Origin of the sequence: Collinsella aerofaciens (assembly GCF_015553355.1) — a bacterium.
Classification (GTDB): Bacteria; Actinomycetota; Coriobacteriia; order Coriobacteriales; family Coriobacteriaceae; genus Collinsella; species Collinsella aerofaciens_V.
Window position 1 is genome coordinate 32,763 of the sequence record NZ_JADNGN010000003.1, and the last position, 19,241, is coordinate 52,003.

General features: G+C 56.3%; 17 protein-coding genes and 1 tRNA gene. 10 read left to right on the forward strand and 8 right to left on the reverse strand.

Translation table 11 applies throughout. The features are described from left to right. The first annotated feature begins 50 nt into the window (after nt 1–50). From I2D57_RS01640 to nagA, 3 genes are all read left to right on the forward strand, one after another. Complete coding sequence (locus I2D57_RS01640; RefSeq protein WP_022094608.1) at nt 51–782, forward strand: GntR family transcriptional regulator; 732 nt, start codon at nt 51–53, stop codon at nt 780–782. 114 nt (nt 783–896) lie between these two features. Beyond that, nucleotides 897–2,063, forward strand: coding sequence for an SIS domain-containing protein (agaS, locus tag I2D57_RS01645; protein WP_035137674.1), 1,167 nt, complete (start codon nt 897–899; stop codon nt 2,061–2,063). Nucleotides 2,064–2,180: 117 nt separating this feature from the next. Next, complete coding sequence (nagA, locus tag I2D57_RS01650; RefSeq protein WP_195361254.1) at nt 2,181–3,350, forward strand: N-acetylglucosamine-6-phosphate deacetylase; 1,170 nt, start codon at nt 2,181–2,183, stop codon at nt 3,348–3,350. Nucleotides 3,351–3,425: 75 nt separating this feature from the next. Here nagA and I2D57_RS01655 read toward each other — a convergent pair whose 3' ends face one another. Then, nucleotides 3,426–4,010 carry a flavodoxin domain-containing protein gene (locus I2D57_RS01655; RefSeq protein ID WP_195246910.1) on the reverse strand — a complete coding sequence of 195 codons (585 nt, stop codon included), beginning with the start codon at nt 4,008–4,010 and terminating at the stop codon, nt 3,426–3,428. Nucleotides 4,011–4,166: 156 nt separating this feature from the next. On the opposite strand from I2D57_RS01655, the gene I2D57_RS01660 reads away from it, so the two are divergent. From I2D57_RS01660 to I2D57_RS01670, 3 genes are all read left to right on the forward strand, one after another. After that, a complete protein-coding gene (locus I2D57_RS01660) occupies nt 4,167–5,048 on the forward strand; it encodes an aldose 1-epimerase family protein (RefSeq protein WP_195361255.1) in 882 nt (293 codons plus the stop codon). Nucleotides 5,049–5,107: 59 nt separating this feature from the next. Further along, on the forward strand, nt 5,108–6,043 hold the full coding sequence (locus tag I2D57_RS01665) for a hexose kinase (RefSeq protein WP_195361256.1): 936 nt from the start codon (nt 5,108–5,110) through the stop codon (nt 6,041–6,043). A 205-nt stretch (nt 6,044–6,248) separates the two neighbouring features. Continuing rightward, a complete protein-coding gene (locus I2D57_RS01670; protein ID WP_117778978.1) occupies nt 6,249–6,722 on the forward strand; it encodes a YhcH/YjgK/YiaL family protein in 474 nt (157 codons plus the stop codon). A 206-nt stretch (nt 6,723–6,928) separates the two neighbouring features. Here the strand turns inward: I2D57_RS01670 and I2D57_RS01675 are convergent. Beyond that, nucleotides 6,929–7,004 (reverse strand) — tRNA-Thr (locus tag I2D57_RS01675). Nucleotides 7,005–7,161: 157 nt separating this feature from the next. Between I2D57_RS01675 and I2D57_RS01680 the strand changes: the two genes are divergently transcribed. Beyond that, nucleotides 7,162–7,632 carry a PTS system mannose/fructose/N-acetylgalactosamine-transporter subunit IIB gene (locus I2D57_RS01680; protein WP_195361257.1) on the forward strand — a complete coding sequence of 157 codons (471 nt, stop codon included), beginning with the start codon at nt 7,162–7,164 and terminating at the stop codon, nt 7,630–7,632. 91 nt (nt 7,633–7,723) lie between these two features. On the opposite strand, the gene I2D57_RS01685 is transcribed toward I2D57_RS01680, so the two are convergent. Then, nucleotides 7,724–8,776 carry an aldose epimerase family protein gene (locus I2D57_RS01685; protein WP_195361258.1) on the reverse strand — a complete coding sequence of 351 codons (1,053 nt, stop codon included), beginning with the start codon at nt 8,774–8,776 and terminating at the stop codon, nt 7,724–7,726. Between the two features lie 206 nt (nt 8,777–8,982). Here I2D57_RS01685 and I2D57_RS01690 point away from each other — a divergent pair, with 206 nt between their 5' ends. Next, nucleotides 8,983–9,747 (forward strand): DeoR/GlpR family DNA-binding transcription regulator, encoded by a 765-nt coding sequence (locus I2D57_RS01690; RefSeq protein ID WP_271755878.1) that lies wholly within the window; start codon nt 8,983–8,985, stop codon nt 9,745–9,747. Between the two features lie 271 nt (nt 9,748–10,018). Here the strand turns inward: I2D57_RS01690 and I2D57_RS01695 are convergent, their stop codons facing one another. Then, complete coding sequence (locus I2D57_RS01695; RefSeq protein WP_172678010.1) at nt 10,019–10,738, reverse strand: GntR family transcriptional regulator; 720 nt, start codon at nt 10,736–10,738, stop codon at nt 10,019–10,021. A 72-nt stretch (nt 10,739–10,810) separates the two neighbouring features. Beyond that, on the reverse strand, nt 10,811–11,731 hold the full coding sequence (locus tag I2D57_RS01700; RefSeq protein ID WP_022094155.1) for a DUF7916 family protein: 921 nt from the start codon (nt 11,729–11,731) through the stop codon (nt 10,811–10,813). A 356-nt stretch (nt 11,732–12,087) separates the two neighbouring features. Here I2D57_RS01700 and I2D57_RS01705 point away from each other — a divergent pair, with 356 nt between their 5' ends. Further along, nucleotides 12,088–13,782, forward strand: a complete 1,695-nt coding sequence (locus I2D57_RS01705) for a PTS lactose transporter subunit IIBC (RefSeq protein WP_195361259.1) — start codon at nt 12,088–12,090, stop codon at nt 13,780–13,782. Between the two features lie 162 nt (nt 13,783–13,944). Next, a complete protein-coding gene (locus I2D57_RS01710; RefSeq protein WP_324249181.1) occupies nt 13,945–14,274 on the forward strand; it encodes a sugar phosphate isomerase family in 330 nt (109 codons plus the stop codon). A gap of 48 nt (nt 14,275–14,322) precedes the next feature. Here the strand turns inward: I2D57_RS01710 and I2D57_RS01715 are convergent, their stop codons facing one another. The 3 genes from I2D57_RS01715 to I2D57_RS01725 form a co-directional block, all read right to left on the reverse strand. Then, nucleotides 14,323–15,555, reverse strand: a complete 1,233-nt coding sequence (locus I2D57_RS01715) for a Fic family protein (RefSeq protein WP_195361260.1) — start codon at nt 15,553–15,555, stop codon at nt 14,323–14,325. Nucleotides 15,556–15,922: 367 nt separating this feature from the next. Further along, nucleotides 15,923–17,344, reverse strand: a complete 1,422-nt coding sequence (gene lacG / locus I2D57_RS01720; RefSeq protein WP_229055563.1) for a 6-phospho-beta-galactosidase — start codon at nt 17,342–17,344, stop codon at nt 15,923–15,925. 76 nt (nt 17,345–17,420) lie between these two features. Next, on the reverse strand, nt 17,421–19,100 hold the full coding sequence (locus I2D57_RS01725) for a PTS lactose transporter subunit IIBC (RefSeq protein WP_324249182.1): 1,680 nt from the start codon (nt 19,098–19,100) through the stop codon (nt 17,421–17,423). Nucleotides 19,101–19,241 lie beyond the last annotated feature (141 nt).

The window sequence follows — 19,241 nt, forward strand, 5'->3', positions numbered from 1 at the left end:
TGCTTAACACCCTAGGTAGTTAGCCGAATTCGAGCAAAAGGGAGGATAGGATGGCGATCGGAGCGCGTAAGCAACCGCTGTACGATCAGCTGGTCGATATTCTGACCGAAAAGATTGACCATGAATATCGCGCCGGTGACATGATTCCTTCCGAGCGCGAACTTTCGGAGCGCTATGGTCTCTCGCGCACAACGGTACGCCTGGCTCTGCAGGAACTGGAGCGTTTAGGACTGGTGGTTCGGCAGCACGGTCGCGGTACCTTTGTGACCGACCGTTCGGCAAAGGCAACCAATCTTATGCAGTCCTACAGCTTTACCGAGCAGATGCGCGCGATGGGTCGAGAACCCGAGACCACGATTCTCGAGTTTTGCGAGATGGAGGCCGATAAGAATCTGGCCGAGCATATGGGATTGCGCATCGGTGATCGCATTTTTAAGCTCAAGCGCCTTCGTTCTGCCGACAACATGCCCATGATGGTCGAACGCAGCTATCTACCGGTTCGTCAATTTCTGTCCCTAAAGCGACCGCTGCTGGAGCGTAAGCCGCTTTACGATGTGATTGAGCAGGACTTTCAGCAAAAGATTCGCGTGGCCGAAGAGGAGTTCTATGCGAGCATAGCCCGTCCCACCGATGCCCACCTTTTGGGAATTGTCGAGGGCTCGCCTGTGCTCGATTTGGTCAGGACTACGTATAACGAGTCAAACGAGGTAGTGGAGTACACACTCTCGGTTGCTCGTGCCGATCAGTTTAAATACAAGGTTTACCACCAGCGCAGTAACTAGTGCTCGCATCGTTTCCATATGGTGATTCTTTGCATTTAACTGGTTACTACCAGATAACCAACCGAAGTGTATAATTGCACGTCAGAGGATTACTTCTAGAGAGAGGTATTAAAAATGTTCGAGAAGAGTGTCGAGGAGCTCACCGAGCTCGGCGCCCAGATCACCACGGCCGAGATTGCTCAGCAGCCCGAGCTTTGGCGTGATACGCTCAACATCTATCGCGAGAACAAGGAGGCCATCGAGGCCTTCCTGGCCGAGGCTCGCGCTATGGGCGAGGGGCGTCTGTCCGTTGTCTTCACCGGTGCCGGTACGTCCGACTACGTTGGCGATACCTGCGCCCCGTACCTGCGTCACGCTGGCAACACTGATCTCTACGACTTTAAGCCCATCGCCACGACCGACATCGTGAGCGCCCCGCGCGACTTCCTGCGCGCCGAGGATCCCACGCTCGTGGTTTCCTTTGCCCGCTCTGGCAACAGCCCCGAGAGCCTTGCCGCCGTTGCCGTTGCCAAGGAGCTCGTCCACAACGTCAAGTTCCTCAACATCACCTGCGCTCCCGAGGGCAAGCTCGCCGTCGAGTCTGCCGATGATCCTAACGCGCTGACGCTGCTCATTCCGCGCGCCAACGACAAGGGCTTCGCCATGACCGGTTCTTATTCCTGCATGACCCTGCTCTCCACCCTTATTTTCGACACTGCCTCTGACGAGCAGAAGGCCGAGTGGGTCGAGACGATTGCCAAGATGGGCGAGGAGGTCATCTCCCGTGAGCCCGAGATCGCCGATTACCTGGCTGGCGACTTCAACCGCGTGACCTACTTGGGTTCTGGCTCCTTCGGTGGCCTTGCCCAGGAGAGCCAGCTCAAGATCCTCGAGCTCGCTCACGGTCTGGTCGCTACTTCCTACGACACCTCCATGGGCTATCGTCATGGACCTAAGTCCTTCGTCGACGATAAGACGCTCGTCTTCGTGTTCGTCAATAACGACGCCTACACCCGTCAGTACGACATCGACATCCTCAACGAGATCGGTGGCGACGAGATCGCTCAGCACACCATCGCCGTTCAGCAGGAAGGTGCCACCGTCTACGAGGGCGAGTCCTTCACCTTTAAGGGCTACGAGGCACTTCCCGAGGGCTACCTTGCTCTGCCGTTCGTGATGTTTGCCCAGGCTATCAGCCTGCTCAACTCCGTGCGCGTGGGCAACACGCCCGATACGCCGAGCCCCACCGGCACGGTCAACCGCGTGGTTAAGGGCGTGACGATTCACCCCTTCACCGCTTAATCGCGTCCCCCTGTAAGGGCGCCCGTCCGCTCATAACGGCGGGCGGGCGCTTTTTGTTTTACGTGAGCTGGGTATAAGCATCACTACAGTCAACTGCTTTAGAAGCAAGGAGTGCATATGAGCACGTACGCAATTAAGGCTGACAAGTTCTTCTTGCCGGCAGGCCCGCAACTGGGCGGCTATCTTATGGTCGAGGATGGCGTCTTTGGCGCCTGGCAGGCCGACGAGCCCTCTTGCGAGATTAAGGACTACACGGGATCGTGGATCGCACCGGGTATGGTCGATACTCACATCCATGGCTTCTACAACCACTCAACTACCGATAACGATCCCGAGGGCATCGATATCAGCTCGACCGAGCTCGCCCGTCGCGGCACCACCAGCTGGCTGCCCACGACGTTCACCGATGGCGTCGAGCAGATCAAGGACGCCTGCGCCGCCATCGCTCAGGCGGACGAGGGTCGCGGCCCCGACTTCTGCGGTGCTCGCATTCAGGGCATCTACCTGGAGGGCCCCTTCTTTACCATGAAGCACGTGGGCGCGCAGAACCCCGCTTACCTGATCGATCCCTCCGAGGAGGTCTTCGATCAGTGGCAGGAGGCTGCGGGTGGTCGCATCGTCAAGAGCGCCATGGCGGCCGAGCGCGACGGTGCCGCTGCTTATGCGGCTGCTCTGAATGCCAAGGGTGTGGTGACCAGCATCGGTCACTCCGACGCCACCTACGATGAGTGCATCGCCGCCATCAACGCCGGTGCCAGCTGCTTTACGCATACCTATAACGGTCAGCGCGGGCTGCATCACCGTGAGCCCGGTGTCGTGGGCGCTGCCATGTCCACGCCCGAGACCTACGCCGAGATCATCTGTGACGGCAAGCACGTTAACCCTGCCGCCATCAAGGCGCTGCTGCAGGCAAAGGGCTGGCAACACACGGTGCTCATCACTGACTGCCTGGGCTGCGGCGGCATGCCCGAGGGCAGCTACACCAGTGGTGGCATGGACGTCATCATGAAGGACAGCCTGTGCTGGCTCGCCGACGGCAAGAGCATTGCCGGCTCGGTGCTCACGCTTGCCCAGGGCGTCAAGAACATCGTTGACTGGGGCATCGCCAGCGCCGATATCGCCATTCGCATGGCAACCGAGGTGCCGGCACGCTCCGCGCACATCGAGGATAAGTGCGGCAGCATCATGCCGGGTCGCGACGCCGACTTTGTCGTGTTCGACCATGAGCTTACCCTCGTCGAGACGTATGTTGGCGGCCAGAGCGTCGGCAACGCCTTTACCGAGTAACGATAGAAAAAGACGGCGGGCCCGAATCTGCTCGGACCCGCCGTATGGGTTAAACGCTCAAAAGCACCTTCACAGTTACAGCTTGTTAGCGATCTTCTTTGCCGTGCGCTTAACGCCGGCCACCAGGCCTCCTGCAGGATGCTCCTTCTCGTATGCTAGACGCTTCTCACGTTTGGCGTACTCTTCGACGATGATATCGCCGTACTCATCTTCGATCTTGTCGAAGAAGTCGACGGCGCCCTTAATTTCCTCAGCGGTCGGGTGTCCCTTTTGGACACCGCCGGCGAGTTTGAACGGCCCCCACGTATCAAAGCCGGGGCAGCCGTAGACACCCATAAAGATGGCCTGCCTCATGCGGCAGATGCCATCGATATCCTTGCCGTACCACTTGTTTTTGCCACCGTAGGTCATAAGGCCAAACACCTTGTCCTGCGGCTGCAGCACGTTGGTCAGTACACGTGCCATATCCTTGTCGATCTCGGAGTAATAGATGCCCGTGGCGACGCCGATTAGATGATATTCGTGCAGGTTGGGGTACTCGTTTTTGCCGAGTGACTTCACGTCGAGGGTATCGATCTCGGGGTGCGCCTCGACGATGGCGTCCACGAGCTTTTTCGTATTGCCGTGATGGCGCGAGGCGTAGAGGATGATGGTTCGCATAAGAAGGCCTTTCAGCTGTAATTGCATCAATGTCTGTATGGTACCCCGTTACATGGCTGGGATACCGGACGCATCGATGAACGTGCGGGTTTGTCCTTTGGTCAGGGCCGAGACGGGTACTTGCGAGCAAAAAGCAGTTGTTCGAAAGGATGGGCAATGGAATACGCTCTCTCCAACGATTCGATTTCTATTAAGGTGTCCACGGCTGGTGGTTCGTTTACCTCGATCGAGGCCGGAGGTCGCGAGTATCTGTGGCAGGGCGATCCCGCCGTGTGGTCCGGCCAGGCACCGATTTGCTTCCCGATTTGCGGAGGCTTGCGCGATAACAACGCCATGACGTTTGCCGGGCATCATGTAAAGCTCGCTCGCCATGGGTTTGCGCGCAAACAGGAGTGGAAGCTGCTGAGCCAGAGCGAGAACGAGCTGGCGATGTGCCTGGCTTCGGAGGATAACGCCGCGCTGCTGAGCGATTATCCGTATCCGTTTAAGCTTGTCGCCCGCTATACGCTCGAGGACGCTGCCGTGCGCGTTTCCTATGAGGTCACCAACGAGGGCACCGAGGACATGCCGTTCTTTATTGGCGGTCATCCCGGCTTTAGGTGTCCGCTCGATGAGGGCGAGGCCTATACGGACTACGAGTTGCGCTTTGAGAAGGACGAGGCTGCGGAGCTCTGCACCGCCGTCCCCTCGACTGGCTTGATTGACGTGACCAATCGCTCCAAGAACCCCATGGTGGGAAAGACGCTGCCTCTGTCACATGAGCTCTTCGATTTTGCGGAGACCATCTTTGACGTGCTCGAGAGCCGTCAGGTCACGCTTTCCAAAAAGGGCGAGGACAAGGGCGTCCGCCTGAGCTTTGAGGACTTCCCATATCTCATTGTGTGGAGCAAGCCCGAGGGCGATTTTGTGGCGGTTGAGCCCTGGGGCGGCCTTTCGACCTGCTCCGATGAGGACGACGTGCTTGAGCATAAGCGCGGCTGCCTTGTCGCCAAGCCCAAGGAGACCGTCGTTCGCTCGTTCACGATTGAGATTCTGTAATTCCGTTTTGTCGACTCGTATCGCGAGGCATAAGGAGCCTGCGAGATAAGGAGCTAAAAATGATCCTCACCGTTACGATGAACCCGTCTGTCGATACGCGCTATCAGCTCGATGAGCTCATTATCGACGACGTCAACCGCGTGACGCCCGAAAAGACCGCCGGCGGTAAGGGCCTCAACGTGGCCCGCGTCCTGGGCCAGCTGGGCGACGATGTCGTGGCAACCGGCTTGCTTGGTGGTCATATGGGCGCCTATATGGCCGAGCTCATGGATGCCAACGGCATTAAGAATGATTTTGTGCCCATCAAGGGCGAGACCCGCATTTGCCTCAATATCCTTCATGCTGGCAACCAGACCGAGTTGCTCGAGAGCGGCCCGACGATTGCCCCCGAGGAGCTCGATGCCTTTACCGCCAAGTTCGCCGAGCTTGCGAGCAAGGCCGATGTCGTTACCATCTCGGGTTCGCTGCCCCGCGGCGTCGAGGCGGACTACTACGCCAAGATCACGGGCATTGCAGAGAACGCCGGCGCCAAGGTGCTGCTCGATACCTCGGGCGCTTCGCTCGAGGCCGCCCTTAAGTCCGAAATTAAGCCCGAGCTGGTCAAGCCCAACCTGACCGAGATCAACGGCCTTCTGGGCACGAGCTTTACCACCGACGATGTGGACGAGCTCCGCGCCGCGCTCGCCTCTGATGCCCGCTTCTCCGATATCCCCTGGGTCGTCGTGTCCATGGGTGCTGCCGGCTCCGTTGGCTTCCACAACGGCCGTGCGTTCCGCGCAAAGACGCCCGATATCCCTGCCGTTAACGCCACGGGCTCTGGTGACTCCACTATCGCTGGCTTCGCGCATGCCATTGCTGCTGGCGCAGACGACGAGACGGTGCTGCGTACCGCCAACACCTGCGGCAAGCTCAATGCCATGGATCCCATGACTGGCCATCTAGTCATGGACCGTTGGGACGAGGTCTACAACGGCGTTGTCGTGACCGAGCTGTAAGAGCTTGGGCGACGGCCCCGGCATCGGTTGTTTGCTTATAGTTAGAGCCGACGACAAGTGCGGTAGCATTATGCCGGGGCGCGACGCCGACGCTGTCGTGTTCAATCCCGACCTTACCCTGGTCGAGACGTATGTGGGTGGCAACAGCGTCGGTAACGCGTTTACCGAGTAGCCGCCAAAAAAAACGATCCGAAAGGGGATTTAGATGATTTACGGTGCATTGGGCGATATCGAGGAGTACCGCGGAATGCTCAAGGGCCTCGACGTGCTGATCGACTGGCTCGAGGAGAACGACCCGGCGGAGCTCGAGGTCGGCAGCCATCCGATTCTGGGCGACAAGGTCTTTGCGAACGTCATGGCTCCCACGACGCGTCCCGAGGCTGAGGCTCACTACGAGACGCATCAGCGCTATCATGACCTGCAGATCGACGTCGAGGGTCGCGAGGCCTTTAAGGTCGCCACGGGCAGCCTGACGCTGGTCCAGGAGTTTGACGAGAAGGACGACTACGATTTGGTCGATTCCGACGCCTCGATCGCCGGCGATCTTGCCGACGATAAGTTCGCGCTGTTCGTTGCCGGCGAGCCTCACATGCCCACGCTCGAGTTCCCGGGCGATGGCGCACAGCCGGTCAAGAAGATCTGCTTTAAGCTGCTTGCAGACGCTTACTGGGAGGAGTAACGCGCTGCTCGGCTGAGCTGTTCGTGTTGTGAGCGTTTTCCTTTGGAGGAGCGCGCTTAGGCCCCGCTGATCGCGGTTCCTTTGGGGATTGCGGCTGGCGGGGCTTTTTGTTGAGTAGGGGAGTTGCCGGCGGCGTTGTGCTTGGATTGGCATTGTGCGATAAATCGGCAAGAAAAAAGCCGCCCGAAGGCGGCTATCTTGTGCAATGGAGCCAGCGACCGGGCTCGAACCGGTGACCCCCGCTTTACGAGAGCGGTGCTCTACCAACTGAGCTACGCTGGCGGCCATGTGGTGACGCAACTGAGGCGTCAACGGCTGTTTATGATACGGGACATCGCACATCCGCGCAAGGGTTCTGACGGCTTTTCTCACTTTAAATGCACTAATATTGGAGACGTGATGTCCCGCTCGTATGGGTCTCAAACAGAATGGGGCAGCCATGGCTCAACCCAAGATTCTTTTCACGCGTATCGATGACCGTTTCATTTACGGGCAAGACGTTGAGCTGTGGAACGAGGCGACTGGTTCCAACCTTGTCCTAATCGTCAACGATGAGATCGCGGCGGATTCGCGCCAATGGGCACCCATGAGGGCGGCGGCGCCAGAAGGCGTCTGGACAAGGTTTTTCTCGGTGCAAAGGACTATCGACATCATTCATACCGCAACGCCGCGTCAATGGATTCTGATCATGGTAGCCTCACCCGTCGATGCGCTCGCGCTGGTTAAGGGCGGCGTGCCAATCACCAAGATCAGCATTGGCCATATGCAAGCAGGGGAGGGCAAGCGCCCCATAGCGCCCGCGGTTGCCGTGGGCGACGCAGACGTCGCTGCCCTCAAAGAACTGCAGGCGCTCGGCATAGAGCTAGAAATCCGCTATCTCCCCAGTTCCAATCCCGACCCATCTACCTAGTCATTTAAGAACGTCCCCAATGACTAGGTAGAACAGCGCCCGTCGGCGGTGTGCCGGCGGGCGCTGTTGTGCGATATGTTGCGTTGCGGGCTTAGTGCCTCATAAAGTGGTACTCGATCACATTGCTGTAGGGGTGACCCGGGCCCACAATGCCCTGCGGGAACAGCGGCTGGTGCGGCGTGTCGGGGTACATCTCTGCCTCGAGGGCAAAGCCGGCGCCCCAGCCATAGTTGGCGTCGTCCTTGGCGTGCTCGTCGCCCAGCCAGTTGCCGGTGTAGAGCTGCACGCCCGGGGCGGTGGTGTAGTAGTCGAGCTCACGGCCGGTCCACATTTCCTCGACGTGCATCGCGCGGCGCAGGTTGCGCCCGTACTGATAGCCGTCGATGCACAGGCAGTGGTCGTAGCCACGGGCTTGCTTAATCTGCGGGTCGTCGGCTTCCATGCCAGGCGCGACGGGGCGCAGCTCGCGAAAGTCAAACGGTGTTCCCTCGACCGGAGCGATCTCGCCGGTGGGGATATTCTGCTCGTTGATGGGCAGGTAGTGGGCAGCGTTGGCAACAAAGAAGTGCTCGCAGTCCATGCCGGCGTTATGGCCGGCAAGGTTAAAGTATGTGTGGTTGGTCATGGACACGTAGGTGGCGCGGTCGCTCTCGCAGCCATACTCGATGCGAAAGACGCCGGTGCGTGTAACGGTAAACACGGCCGTAAAGGTGCGTTTGCCGGGAAGGCCCAGCTCACCGTCCTCAAGCGAGGTGGTCATGCGCACGGCGTTGTGAGTCTCGTCGAGCTCAACGTCCCACACGCGTTTATGCAGACCGTGCTCAAGATCGCTGTGCAGGTTGTTGGCGCCCTCGTTGGCGGGCATATGCCAGTCCGTACCGTCGATGGTGATCGTGGCGCCCGCGGTGCGGTTTGCCACGGGGCCGATGGTCGCGCCAAAGCAGGCGGGGTTGTCAAAGTAATCCTCGAGCTTATCGAAGCCCAGCACCACATCGCGCACGTTGCCGGGAATGTCGGGCACGTCGATACCAAGCACGGTGGCGCCATAGTCCATAATGCGAACGCAGATCTCGGGCCCGTTGAGGGTGTAACGATGAACGGGGGTACCGCACGGCGCGGTGCCGAAAAGCTCGGAAGTGATCATTTGGTTCCTAACATCGAGGTATTTCCGACAAACTGTAGCGCGAACAGGCGAGATTATCACTACACCCCACTAAAGCAGGGGGTATTTTTCTCAAAAAAGTGATGATTGGAGCTGTGCGGGCGTTCATTTTTGACGCGCACGGGTCTGATACAATTTGTTCGTTACTGTTTGAATGATATGCACGCATAGAACGGCGAGGATTCATCGTGATTAAGGCAGAGCGACAGGATAGGGTTCGCCAGCTGCTCGATGAGCAGGGCACGGTTTCGGTTAAGGAGATTTCGGATGCGTTAGGTGTCTCGGACATGACGATCCGTCGCGACCTTGAGGAGCTTGCGAGCCTAGGCGAGATCGAGCGCGTGCACGGCGGCGCCCGTAGTGCGCAGAGTCGCCCGCACGCTATGTTGCGCCATGAGTATTCGCACAGTGAAAAGCGCACTAAGCATGCCGAGGAAAAGCTGCAGATCGCGCGCCGCGCCGTTGGGCTCATCGAGGAGGGCTCGACCATCTTTTTGGGGACGGGCACTACAGTTGAGCAGATGGCCTCGATGCTGCCGGCGTGCCGCCTACGCATCGTGACTAATTCGCTTTCGGTGTTTAATCTGCTCGAGGCGCGCGAAGACTGCGACCTGTGTCTCGTGGGCGGTATGTACCGTCGCCGCACTGCCGCCTTTGTGGGCCCCACGGCCGAGGACACCTTGCGCGCACTGGGGATCGACGCAGCCTTTATCGGCGCAAACGGCATTCTGGACGGCGACGTGTCTACGTCTAACATGGAAGAGGGCCGCATCCAGCAGCTCGCCTTTAGCAAGGCCGATTCACGCTACCTCATCGCCGACTCCAGCAAGATCGGCAAGCGCGACTTCTACACCTTCTGCCGCCTGGACAGTTTGGACGCCGTGGTGTGCGAGCCGGGTATCGCCGCCGAGGATCGTGTCGCCATCGAGGAGCACACGCAGGTCATTTGCTAGCTAGCGCTACGGGATTGCCAACAGGCGATGCGGGAGGACTTTTACCTCCTGTCATTGTGGAAACCAGCGCGTCAGCGCTACGCGATATGACGCGCAAATGAGGATTCCACTATCAAATCGTCTCAGCCTGTAACAGGTAGGGGTGAAACCACCAACCAGATGTTGCAGATTGAGATTTTTGACCCGGCCTATTCCGTTTGTCTCGATCTGTAACGGTTAGGACTTAAAAACTCGGCTACGTGTTACAGATCGAGACAAAAGAAAAAGAACATTAGGACTTGAAAATAAAGTTTTGATAAGGGATTCGCCCAGTTAAGACGGTGCGGCAGACAATTGAGATTAGTTTGCCTCCGGAGTCGTAAGCATAATGAGTCAGCTCGATGACCGGAAGTTTTGCAACACCATAATTACTGGCTTCGGAATCGCTAAGCTGACGTGCTCTATAGCTTTCCCTAACAGATTGGATAGACTTGGACAAGTCGTCCATGATTCTGCTAAATGCCTGAAAATCTAACTGGTTATTCGGAACGCGCGACTTTGAAATGAAGAACGTATCAGCGCCTATGAAGCTGCCTTCAAGTTCGTAGGTCAATTCAAGACGCTGAATTTCATCGCGACTTTGACATCCAAATTGTTGGAGCATCATTACGGAAATTGGACGACCTGATGTGAGGCCGCCGAAATGTTTGGTGATGGCATCCGGATCAACGCCATCGCAATGGCTTGCAAAGTCAAAGTCTAAAAGTGAATTGAGCTCGCTAACGCGTTTCGGTGCAACAAACGACCCCTTACCTTGGATTCGATAGATACTTCCACGACGCTCCAGCTCACTCATGGCAAGTCGGACGGTTGTTCTGCTTACGGCGTATTCGTCGCAGAGTTCCATTTCTGTTGGAAGTTTATCGTCTGCTTGATATTCATCGACGATCTGCTTGAGCAGCGCGTCGGTGAGCTGTAAATAGAGTGGCCGTTTTTCGTGTGTATCGAGCATTAGAGCCTCAGTTTGCATGTTGGTTATACCTGATGGTTGCCTCAGTCGGGATGTAGCGTGGGCAAGGTAACCTTAACGTATCACAGAGCGGCTCAGCATGACGATCTGATGCCTGTATCCACGAAGGGCTTGTCCGAGCGTGAAGATATTCTGGGGCAGGCAAATACCGTTCATGGAGTCCCCGATATGTTGGAGGTCAGCGCCGGCTGCTTTTGCTGCAAGGCCTATTTTCTTAATGGTCTCGCTGTCGCAGGAGTCTTGACTCGTCCCGTTCGCCGCCATGACGAGAACCTTCTCTTCAATTGACTTGCCTACGTTGTGGGATCGTACAAAGTCTACGATGGCGCGCAGGTCTGCTTCTTGGAAGCAAGGGACGGTGTAGGGGGCTGGCACGAGAAGGATATCGACGCCGAGGTCAACAAACTTGCGCGCAATTTCGAGCGTCATGACAGGTTCCGCAACGCCCGCTCCATGCATTTTTCCGGCTATGACCAGGCCATTGAAATGCTCTTTGGAGAGTTTAATCGAATGGGCGATTGCATCGTTGGAGACGCCGGTTCCAGGGTTGCCCGTCAGGCAGATGAAATCAAATCCGAGTTCGTTAGCCTTTTCTAAGGTCTTGGGAGAGACGCGACGACCCATGGGGATTTCCGTTCGGGATTCAGACATCTCTGCCTCGTTATCAACTGGCTCCAGATTGACGCCAATGGGCCTTCCGCATGCTCGCTTCACCCAAGTGACCGGGTTTTCATTGAGATCATCTGGAATACCGGCAATAACTGGATCGAACACATCGAGCGCGTTAAACAGAAGTAGGTCGGCACCTGCGGCACGTTCGATTTCTGCATTAGTAACGCCGCCGAGAAATTGGGAAGAGGGTACGTTTTCCGCCATGATGGTACGTCCCTCGGAAGCCAGAATTGCCTGCTTTAGATCCATGGGTGACGTGGCGGCAAAATCGGATGCGGACATGTTCAGTAATCGTTTGGGCATTGTTACTTCCTTTGACTAGAACGACAGGCTTGTGACATTGTCTCTAATATTGTTACAACAATATATTCAATATGTTATATCCAATCGGTGAACGGTTGCAAGCTTATTGTACTGTTTGGAAAAAATAGCCTTTAGCTGGGAAAACCTTATATTAATCAACTACCGTTCACCGAATAAGTATTTGAATTCTTGACATATCGACAAAGCGGAAAAAGAATTGGTTATGACAAATCGCGCAAATGATATTACATTTCGCACGAGAACGTATTCACTTACATACGTGGATACAAACGGGGACGACGACGGTTGAGTCCGGATAAATCGTTGTGTGCCCGGGAATCATGAAAGGATGTGTTATGGACGCTATCGTCAAATTCCTTGAAAAACACCAGCCCCTCTTCGACAAAATCTCGAGGAACATTTATCTGGTGGCGATCAAGGATGGCTTTCTCTCGAATATGCCAATTGTGCTGTTCTCGAGCCTGTTCCTTCTTCTTTCGACGCTCCCTGCCTATGTAGGCATCACGCTTCCGTCTGAGGTGCTGGATTTCTTCAATAAAATCTATGCATATACCATGGGGCTTCTTGGCATTATGGTGGCCGGCACCACGGCGAGCTCACTTGCCATGTCGATGAACCGTCGCATGCCTTCGGGCAAATCTCTCAACCCCACCTCGTGCATGGTTTGTGCCATGTGCGGCATGCTCTTGCTATCGGTGACGAACGATGTTGTCTCGATTGGCGGAGCAGATACATCTGTTTTTGAAACCGGCTATATGGGAACCAAGGGTTTTCTCGCTGCGTTCGTAGCCGCATTCTTGACCGTTAATATCTATAAGGTGTGCATTAGCCATAATGTGACGATCAAGCTCCCCAAAGAGGTCCCTGGCTCTATTGCGCAGAGTTTTCGCGATATCTTTGCATTTGGGTTTTCGATCCTTGCGTGCGCTTTTATCGATCTTGCGAGCCGCAAGCTGCTTGCTGTGCCGTTCGCCAATTTGGTATCCGCTCTCATCTCGCCGCTGTTCTCCGCGGTCGACACCTATCCTGGCATGGCGCTTATCGAAGGCGCCGTCGCACTTTTCCAATTTATGGGTATCCACGGTGCTTCGGTTGTCATGAGTCCGATCAATGCTGCGCTCTACGGCAATACCGTTACCAATCTTGAGGTTTTCCAAGCAGGTGGACACCCGTCAATTGCTCTCACGCAGGACTTTACAAGCTTCATCGGCGGTCTGGGCGGTTCTGGCTGCACGTTCATCGTTCCTATTATCCTGATCATGTTTATGCGCTCCAAGCAGCTTAAAGCCATGGGCAAGGCATCGATTATCCCGGTGATTTTTGGAGTTAACGAGCCCGTTATCTTCGGTATGCCGATTGTTCTCAATCCCTATATGTTCGTGCCCTTCCTAGTGGCTCCTATGGTCAACGCCATTATCGGTAAATTTTTCATTGACGTCATTGGAATGAACGCCCCCATGTATACCATGCCGTGGGCGCTTCCCGGCCCAATTGGTGCGTTCCTCACCACGGGTCTCGATCTGCGTTCTCTCGTATTGATGGCAGTGCTGTTGGTCGTTGACTTTGTGATTTACTATCCGTTCTGCAAGGCGTATGACCATCAGCTTTGTTTGGAAGAGTCTGCAAAGGAGACTGCAGGAAACTCGGATGCAGATGCTATTGCCGAACAGGAAAATGTCGCAAAAGCTCTCGAGGCGGTAAAGGACAAGGCGGAGCAGATCCGCGTGCTTGTGCTTTGCCAGGGTGCCGGCACTTCGACTCTCTTGGCAAATGCTCTTCGCGAAGGTGCCGCTGCTAAGGGTATCGATTTGGTTTCTCAGTCCGGTGCGTACGGAAGCCACTATGAGACGATGGATCAGTACAACGTGATTGTTCTGGCGCCCCAGGCACGCATGTACTATGACGCTATGAAGGCCGATACCGATCGCCTTGGAATTAAACTGCTCACCACAAGGGGCAAGGAGTATATCGACCTTACCAACGATCCCGAAGGTGCAATTGACTGGATCGTTCAGGAGCTGGCCAAATAGTGGATGCACTCCGTCGTTGATTCGTCGGTGTATAGTACGGCCCCGCAGCTTATTGAGCTGCGGGGCCGTATTTCGTTGAGTATCTAATTGAGACAATGAGCGCAACCGTCGTGAGATCGCATTGGCGCTCTCCGAGTCACCGACAAACTGCCTTCCATCTATGTGACCAATTCGCTTTCGGCCTTTAGCCTGCTCGAGGCGCGCGAGGGCTGCGAGCTGTGCCTGGTGGGCGGCATGTACCGCCGCCGCACCGCCGCTTTTGTGGGACCAACGGCCGAGGATGCCCTGCGCGCACTAGGGATTGACACGGCGTTTATCGGTGCCAACGGCATTCTGGACGGCGACGTGTCCACGTCTAACATGGAAGAGGGCCGCATCCAGCAGCTCGCCTTTAGCAAGGCCGACTCGCGCTACCTCATCGCCGACTCCAGCAAGATCGGCAAGCGCGACTTCTACACCTTCTGCCGGCGCAGGGGTACCGCTTTAAAATGACGAGTAAATAACTTTGGGCAACAAGGATGAGGCTATTCTGAGATATGACTAGACTCCGTATTTCGTCTTTATGTCCCTTGAGAATGAATCGTAGTCTTCATAGAGCCCTTCTCTGCTTTCATCCTCGGCGTGGTTTACACGTTCAAGGAGCTTATCCTTTGGAGCCTCTTTTGTTATTGCGGCCTCGCCATCGGGTATTGTGGCTTGCAAGAATAGTTCTAGAGCATGGACGTCTTTGAGTATGTAGCCCGTCGAACGACCCGCTCCTGTTTTTTCGATTGCGCTGCAACTAACAAGCTGGCCGAGGGTTCGTTTAATGGTTACCTCGCTGATATCGGGGCAGTTGGACCGGATGTCGGATTTCTTAATGACGCCGGGTCTCTGTTGAAATAGAACAGCGATGCGCGCTTGCTTCGACATGGGACGAGTGCTTGATTCAATTAAGGTACGCTGCTCGAGCTGTCGGTAGGCGGCCAGGGTTGTTCCGAGCATGAAACGGATAAAGGGTACTTCGGTGTTTTGATTTTCATTCCATCCAGTGGAGCTTGCAGCGAGGGCGTTGTAGTAGAGCGCCTCGTTGTCTTCAATAAGTCGTTCGATGCTGATGTAACGCGCAACGTCGTATCCAGTCTTTTCGAGTAGCAGCGTTGTAAGGAGCCGGCTCATCCTGCCATTGCCATCGTTGAAGGGATGAATGCTAACAAAATCGAAGATAAAGCGGAGCGATATAAGGAGGGGATCGCAAACTTGGCGAGATAAAGCATCGTTGAGGGACTGGCAGGCTTCTTTAATAAGTCCCGGGGTTGCTAGAGCCGAAGGGGGCCTAAAGCGCACAAATCGATTACCTTGATCGTCAATGGAGACGATTTCGTTATCGCTATCTTTCCAATGGCCTCCATACGAGATTGCCGTGTGCGCCATGAGGTCACGATGCAACTGCAGAATGACCGATGGCGTTACGGGAATGGAATCGTGTTGCTCGTGAATAAGCGACAGCACATCTCGGTATCCAGCGATTTCTTCCTCTGCGCGGGAGCTTGGCTTGGCGGAATACGCCATGATTGCTTTGAGTCTTTTTTGGGTGGTAACAATTCCTTCAAGTCCGTTGGAGGATTGGGTGCTTTGGATCTTAGCTTCCTCCATAAGGGACGATAGAAGCTCGGGTTTGACTTGACTCAGAACAAGCTGTCGGCCTTTATGCTCGCGTATCGAGAGGAGGAGGTTGGTGATTGGAGTTGCTTCGAGTTCCGCTGGGACTGTGGTGTAATCGAACTGGCGCATGCGGCTCCTTTCGGTATCACGAACATACTTTCGATATCATAATACCATTAAATGATACCGAAAATATGTTCGTGATACCGAAAACTAGAAACCATGCCTCATAACTGCTTGAGAAGTTCGGATTTGACTATCTTATTGTCTCGATCTGTAACAGTTAGACGGTTAAAAGTGGGCTACGTGTTACAGATTGAGATCTTTCAGCCCTGGTCGCCCGTTCGTCTAAATCTATAACAGTTAGGATTGAAAATCCCTGCTAGATGTTACAGATCGAGATAAACGGCCTGCTCGGGCTCACCAAAAACAAAAAAGGCCGCATGCGAACCCGTGGGGGATTCGCATGCGGCCGACAGGGGATACGCGGCTGAAGTTAGGCCATGAGCAGGCCGGTCTCCGCGACGTTCTTGTACCAGTACGCGCTCGCCTTGGGATAGCGCTTCTGGGTCTCAAAGTCGATGTAGAACAGGCCATAGCGCTTGTTATAGCCGTTGGTCCAGGAGAACTGGTCCTGCAGCGACCACACAAAGTAGCCGTCGACGTTCACGCCGCCGTCAATCGCCTTGAGGATCCATGCGAGATGCTGACGCATGTAGTCGATGCGAGGGGCGTCGTCGATAAAGCCGTCCTCGAAGTCGTCCTTATAGCCCATGCCGTTCTCGGTGATGTAGATCTTCTTGTAGTTGGGGTAATCGTTCTTAATACGCAGCAGCAGGTCGTACAGGCCCTCGGGATAGATGATCCAGTCCCAATCGGTGGTGGGTATGCCTTCGCGCACGCATGACTCGCCCACGCCCTTGAGGAACCAGCGCGAGGAGCCCTTGTCGCCGGTGCCATTGTGGTTGATGTCGTTTTCGCCCTCGGCGGCACGCAGGAACTGGCACTTGTAGGTGTTGACGCCCAGGCAATCGTTGTAGGGGAGCGCGGCGGTCAGCGCGGCGATATCCTCGTCACGAACGTCGAGCTCGCCGCCGGCGATATGGGCCAGCTTGGTCGCAGCCTCCATGGTATCGGCTGCATAGTGGCCGCGGAAGGTGGCGTCGAGTACCCAGCGGTTGTTGATGACGTCGGCCATGCGAGCTGCCTCGCAGTCGGCGGCGTTGTTGGGATCGAGGGGATACTTGGGCTCCAGGTTCTGGACAATGCCGATCTCGCCCTCAAAGCCGCCCTCATGGAAGGCGACGACAGCCTTGGCGTGGGCCACCATCATGTTGTGCATGAGCTGGAAGGCCTTGTCCAGGCGGTACTTCTCGCCGTGCGGCCAGTTGCCGACGATAAAGCTGCCCTCGGCGGTCGCGGGAATCTCGTTAAACGTGAACCAGTGCTTGACCTCGGTGAACTCGGCAAAGCAGAACTTGGCGTACTCGACAAAGGCGTCGATCGTCGTGCGCGTCAGGAAGCCCTCGCCGCCGTTCTGGTAAAAGGCCTCGGGCGTATCGAAGTGATCGAGCGTGACATAGGGGATAACGCCGGCCTTATTGCAGGTGGCAAAGAGCTCGTGATAGAAGGCAACACCCTCGGGGTTAATCTCACCAGTGCCGTTGGGGAAGATACGGCTCCAAGCGATGGAGACACGGATACCGTTGATGCCGAAGCGCTGGCACAGGTCGATATCGACCGGGTACTTGTTGTAGAAATCGCTTGCGGGGTCGGGGGAGAAGCGACCCTGAGCAGCCAGGAAATCGTCCCAGGGCACTTTGCCCTTGCCGTGCGTACGGGTCTCGCCCTCAACCTGGTAAGCAGCGGTGGCGCCGCCAAACACAAAGCCGTCGGGGAACTGCATGGGGTTGGTCATGAGTCATCCTTTCTGTGGGATACGAATAGGGAGAGGTGTCCGAACTGGGGATTCGGGCACCAACAGAGGGAGGTAACTAGTCGAGGTTCTCGCGGAGCCACTTGATGGCGCCGGCGGGGTCGCGGGTAAGGTCGATATATTCCTTGCCGCGCGGGGCGAGCAGCTTAATGCCCAGGCGATCGGTGTCGGCCTTCATGTCGTTGTAGTAGCTACGGACCTGCGGGGCAAGCACGATAACGTCGTACTGATCCATGATGGCAGTGTGCTGGCCATAGGCGCCTGCGGAGGAAGCGATGTTCTCTCCGGTCTGTGCGGCACCTTCCTTGATGGCGTTGGCGAGCATGGCAGAGGTGCCGGCGCCGGCGCACAGGACGAGGACCTTCAGGCCATCGACATCCTTCTTGGCTGATGCATCGGCAGCGGGCTCGGGCTGATCGACGACAGGCTTGTTGTCGGCGGCGGCAACAGTCGTCTCGACGGAAGCGGTAGCCTGCTCGACAGCGGGCGCAGGGGCGTTGGCGGCGATGGCAGCGGCACCATCGGACTCGAGACCCAGCTCGGCGGCGCGCTCGGCCTCCTGGTCGCAGAGCAGCTTATCGTATGCCTTCAAGAACGGCAGGTAGATGATGGCGTCCAGCAAGATGATAATCGCGACAAATACCAGGGCGATAAGCTGGAAGTTCGTGGTGATGAAGATGCCGATGGGGGCAGGGGTAGCCCAAGGCACCACGAAGGAGAAGCCGTTCATGCCCACGTTATCGATAAAGAACTTGGCAACACTCACGTTGACGCAACCAGCGGCAACAAAGGGGATGAGCATGTAGGGGTTAAGGATCATCGGCGCGCCAAAGAGCAGCGGTTCGTTGACGGCGAAGGCAACAGGAACAATCGAGGCCTTACCGACGGCCTTGAGCTGCTTGGACTTCATAAAGAGAATCAGCAGAAGCGGCACGATGAACGTGGCGCCGGTGCCGCCGAACTCACCCACGAGCGACATGTTAAAGGTGAGGGAGTGGGCGGGGTGGCCACCGGCCAGCAGAACCTGCAGGTTCTCGGCCTGGTTGGCAAGACGGATGGGGTCGATGCCCGGCTGGACGATCGAGGGGCCGTGGACGCCGATAAACCAGAAGAACGCGGTGGCTGCCTGGATAAGGATAAGGCCAGGATAGGTTTCTGCAGCGGTGAAGAGCGGGGAGAGCAGTTTGATAAGCAGCTCGGAGAACGGAACGCCCATGAGGTTGCGCACGACGACATCGATGATGCCGCAGATGATGACAGCACCGCCAAAGGGGATGATGTCGCGGAAGTTCTGAGCGATGGCGCCCGGGACCTCCTTAGGCAGCTTAATGGTCAGATCGCGCGAGACGCAGAACTTATAGACCCACACGGTAATGAACGCGGCGATATAGGCCGAGAACAGACCGCGCGTGCCCATGCTGGTGCAATCGAAGACCGAAAGCTCGGAGCCGTTGAACTTGGTGGTGAACTGCGTGACTGCGAGCAGCAGCATGCTGCACTGGGCGGCCACCATGGTGGAACCGTCGTTGAGCACTTTGCCGGCGGGCATGCGACGGTTCATGGAAGCCGTGAAGTTCTTGGCAGTGGTGCCGGCAACCATGATGCCCATGACGCCCATGGTGAAGTTGTAGAGCTTGTTGCACCAGTCGATGAGCGGCTGGGGCAGCGTGACGCCGACTACGCCGGGAAGGGTGGCAATGAGCAGAAAGATCGAAGAGGTGAGACAATGGGCATGCACCCAAGGAATCCGTCCTTGATGGCCTGGAGGTATATGTTCCTCGAGATCTTCTCAAAGAACGGTTGATGCTTTTCGAGCATCTTTACGATGGCGTCCATAGAGCTCCTTTGCTACTTGATGCGCGATGCATGTGGATGGAAC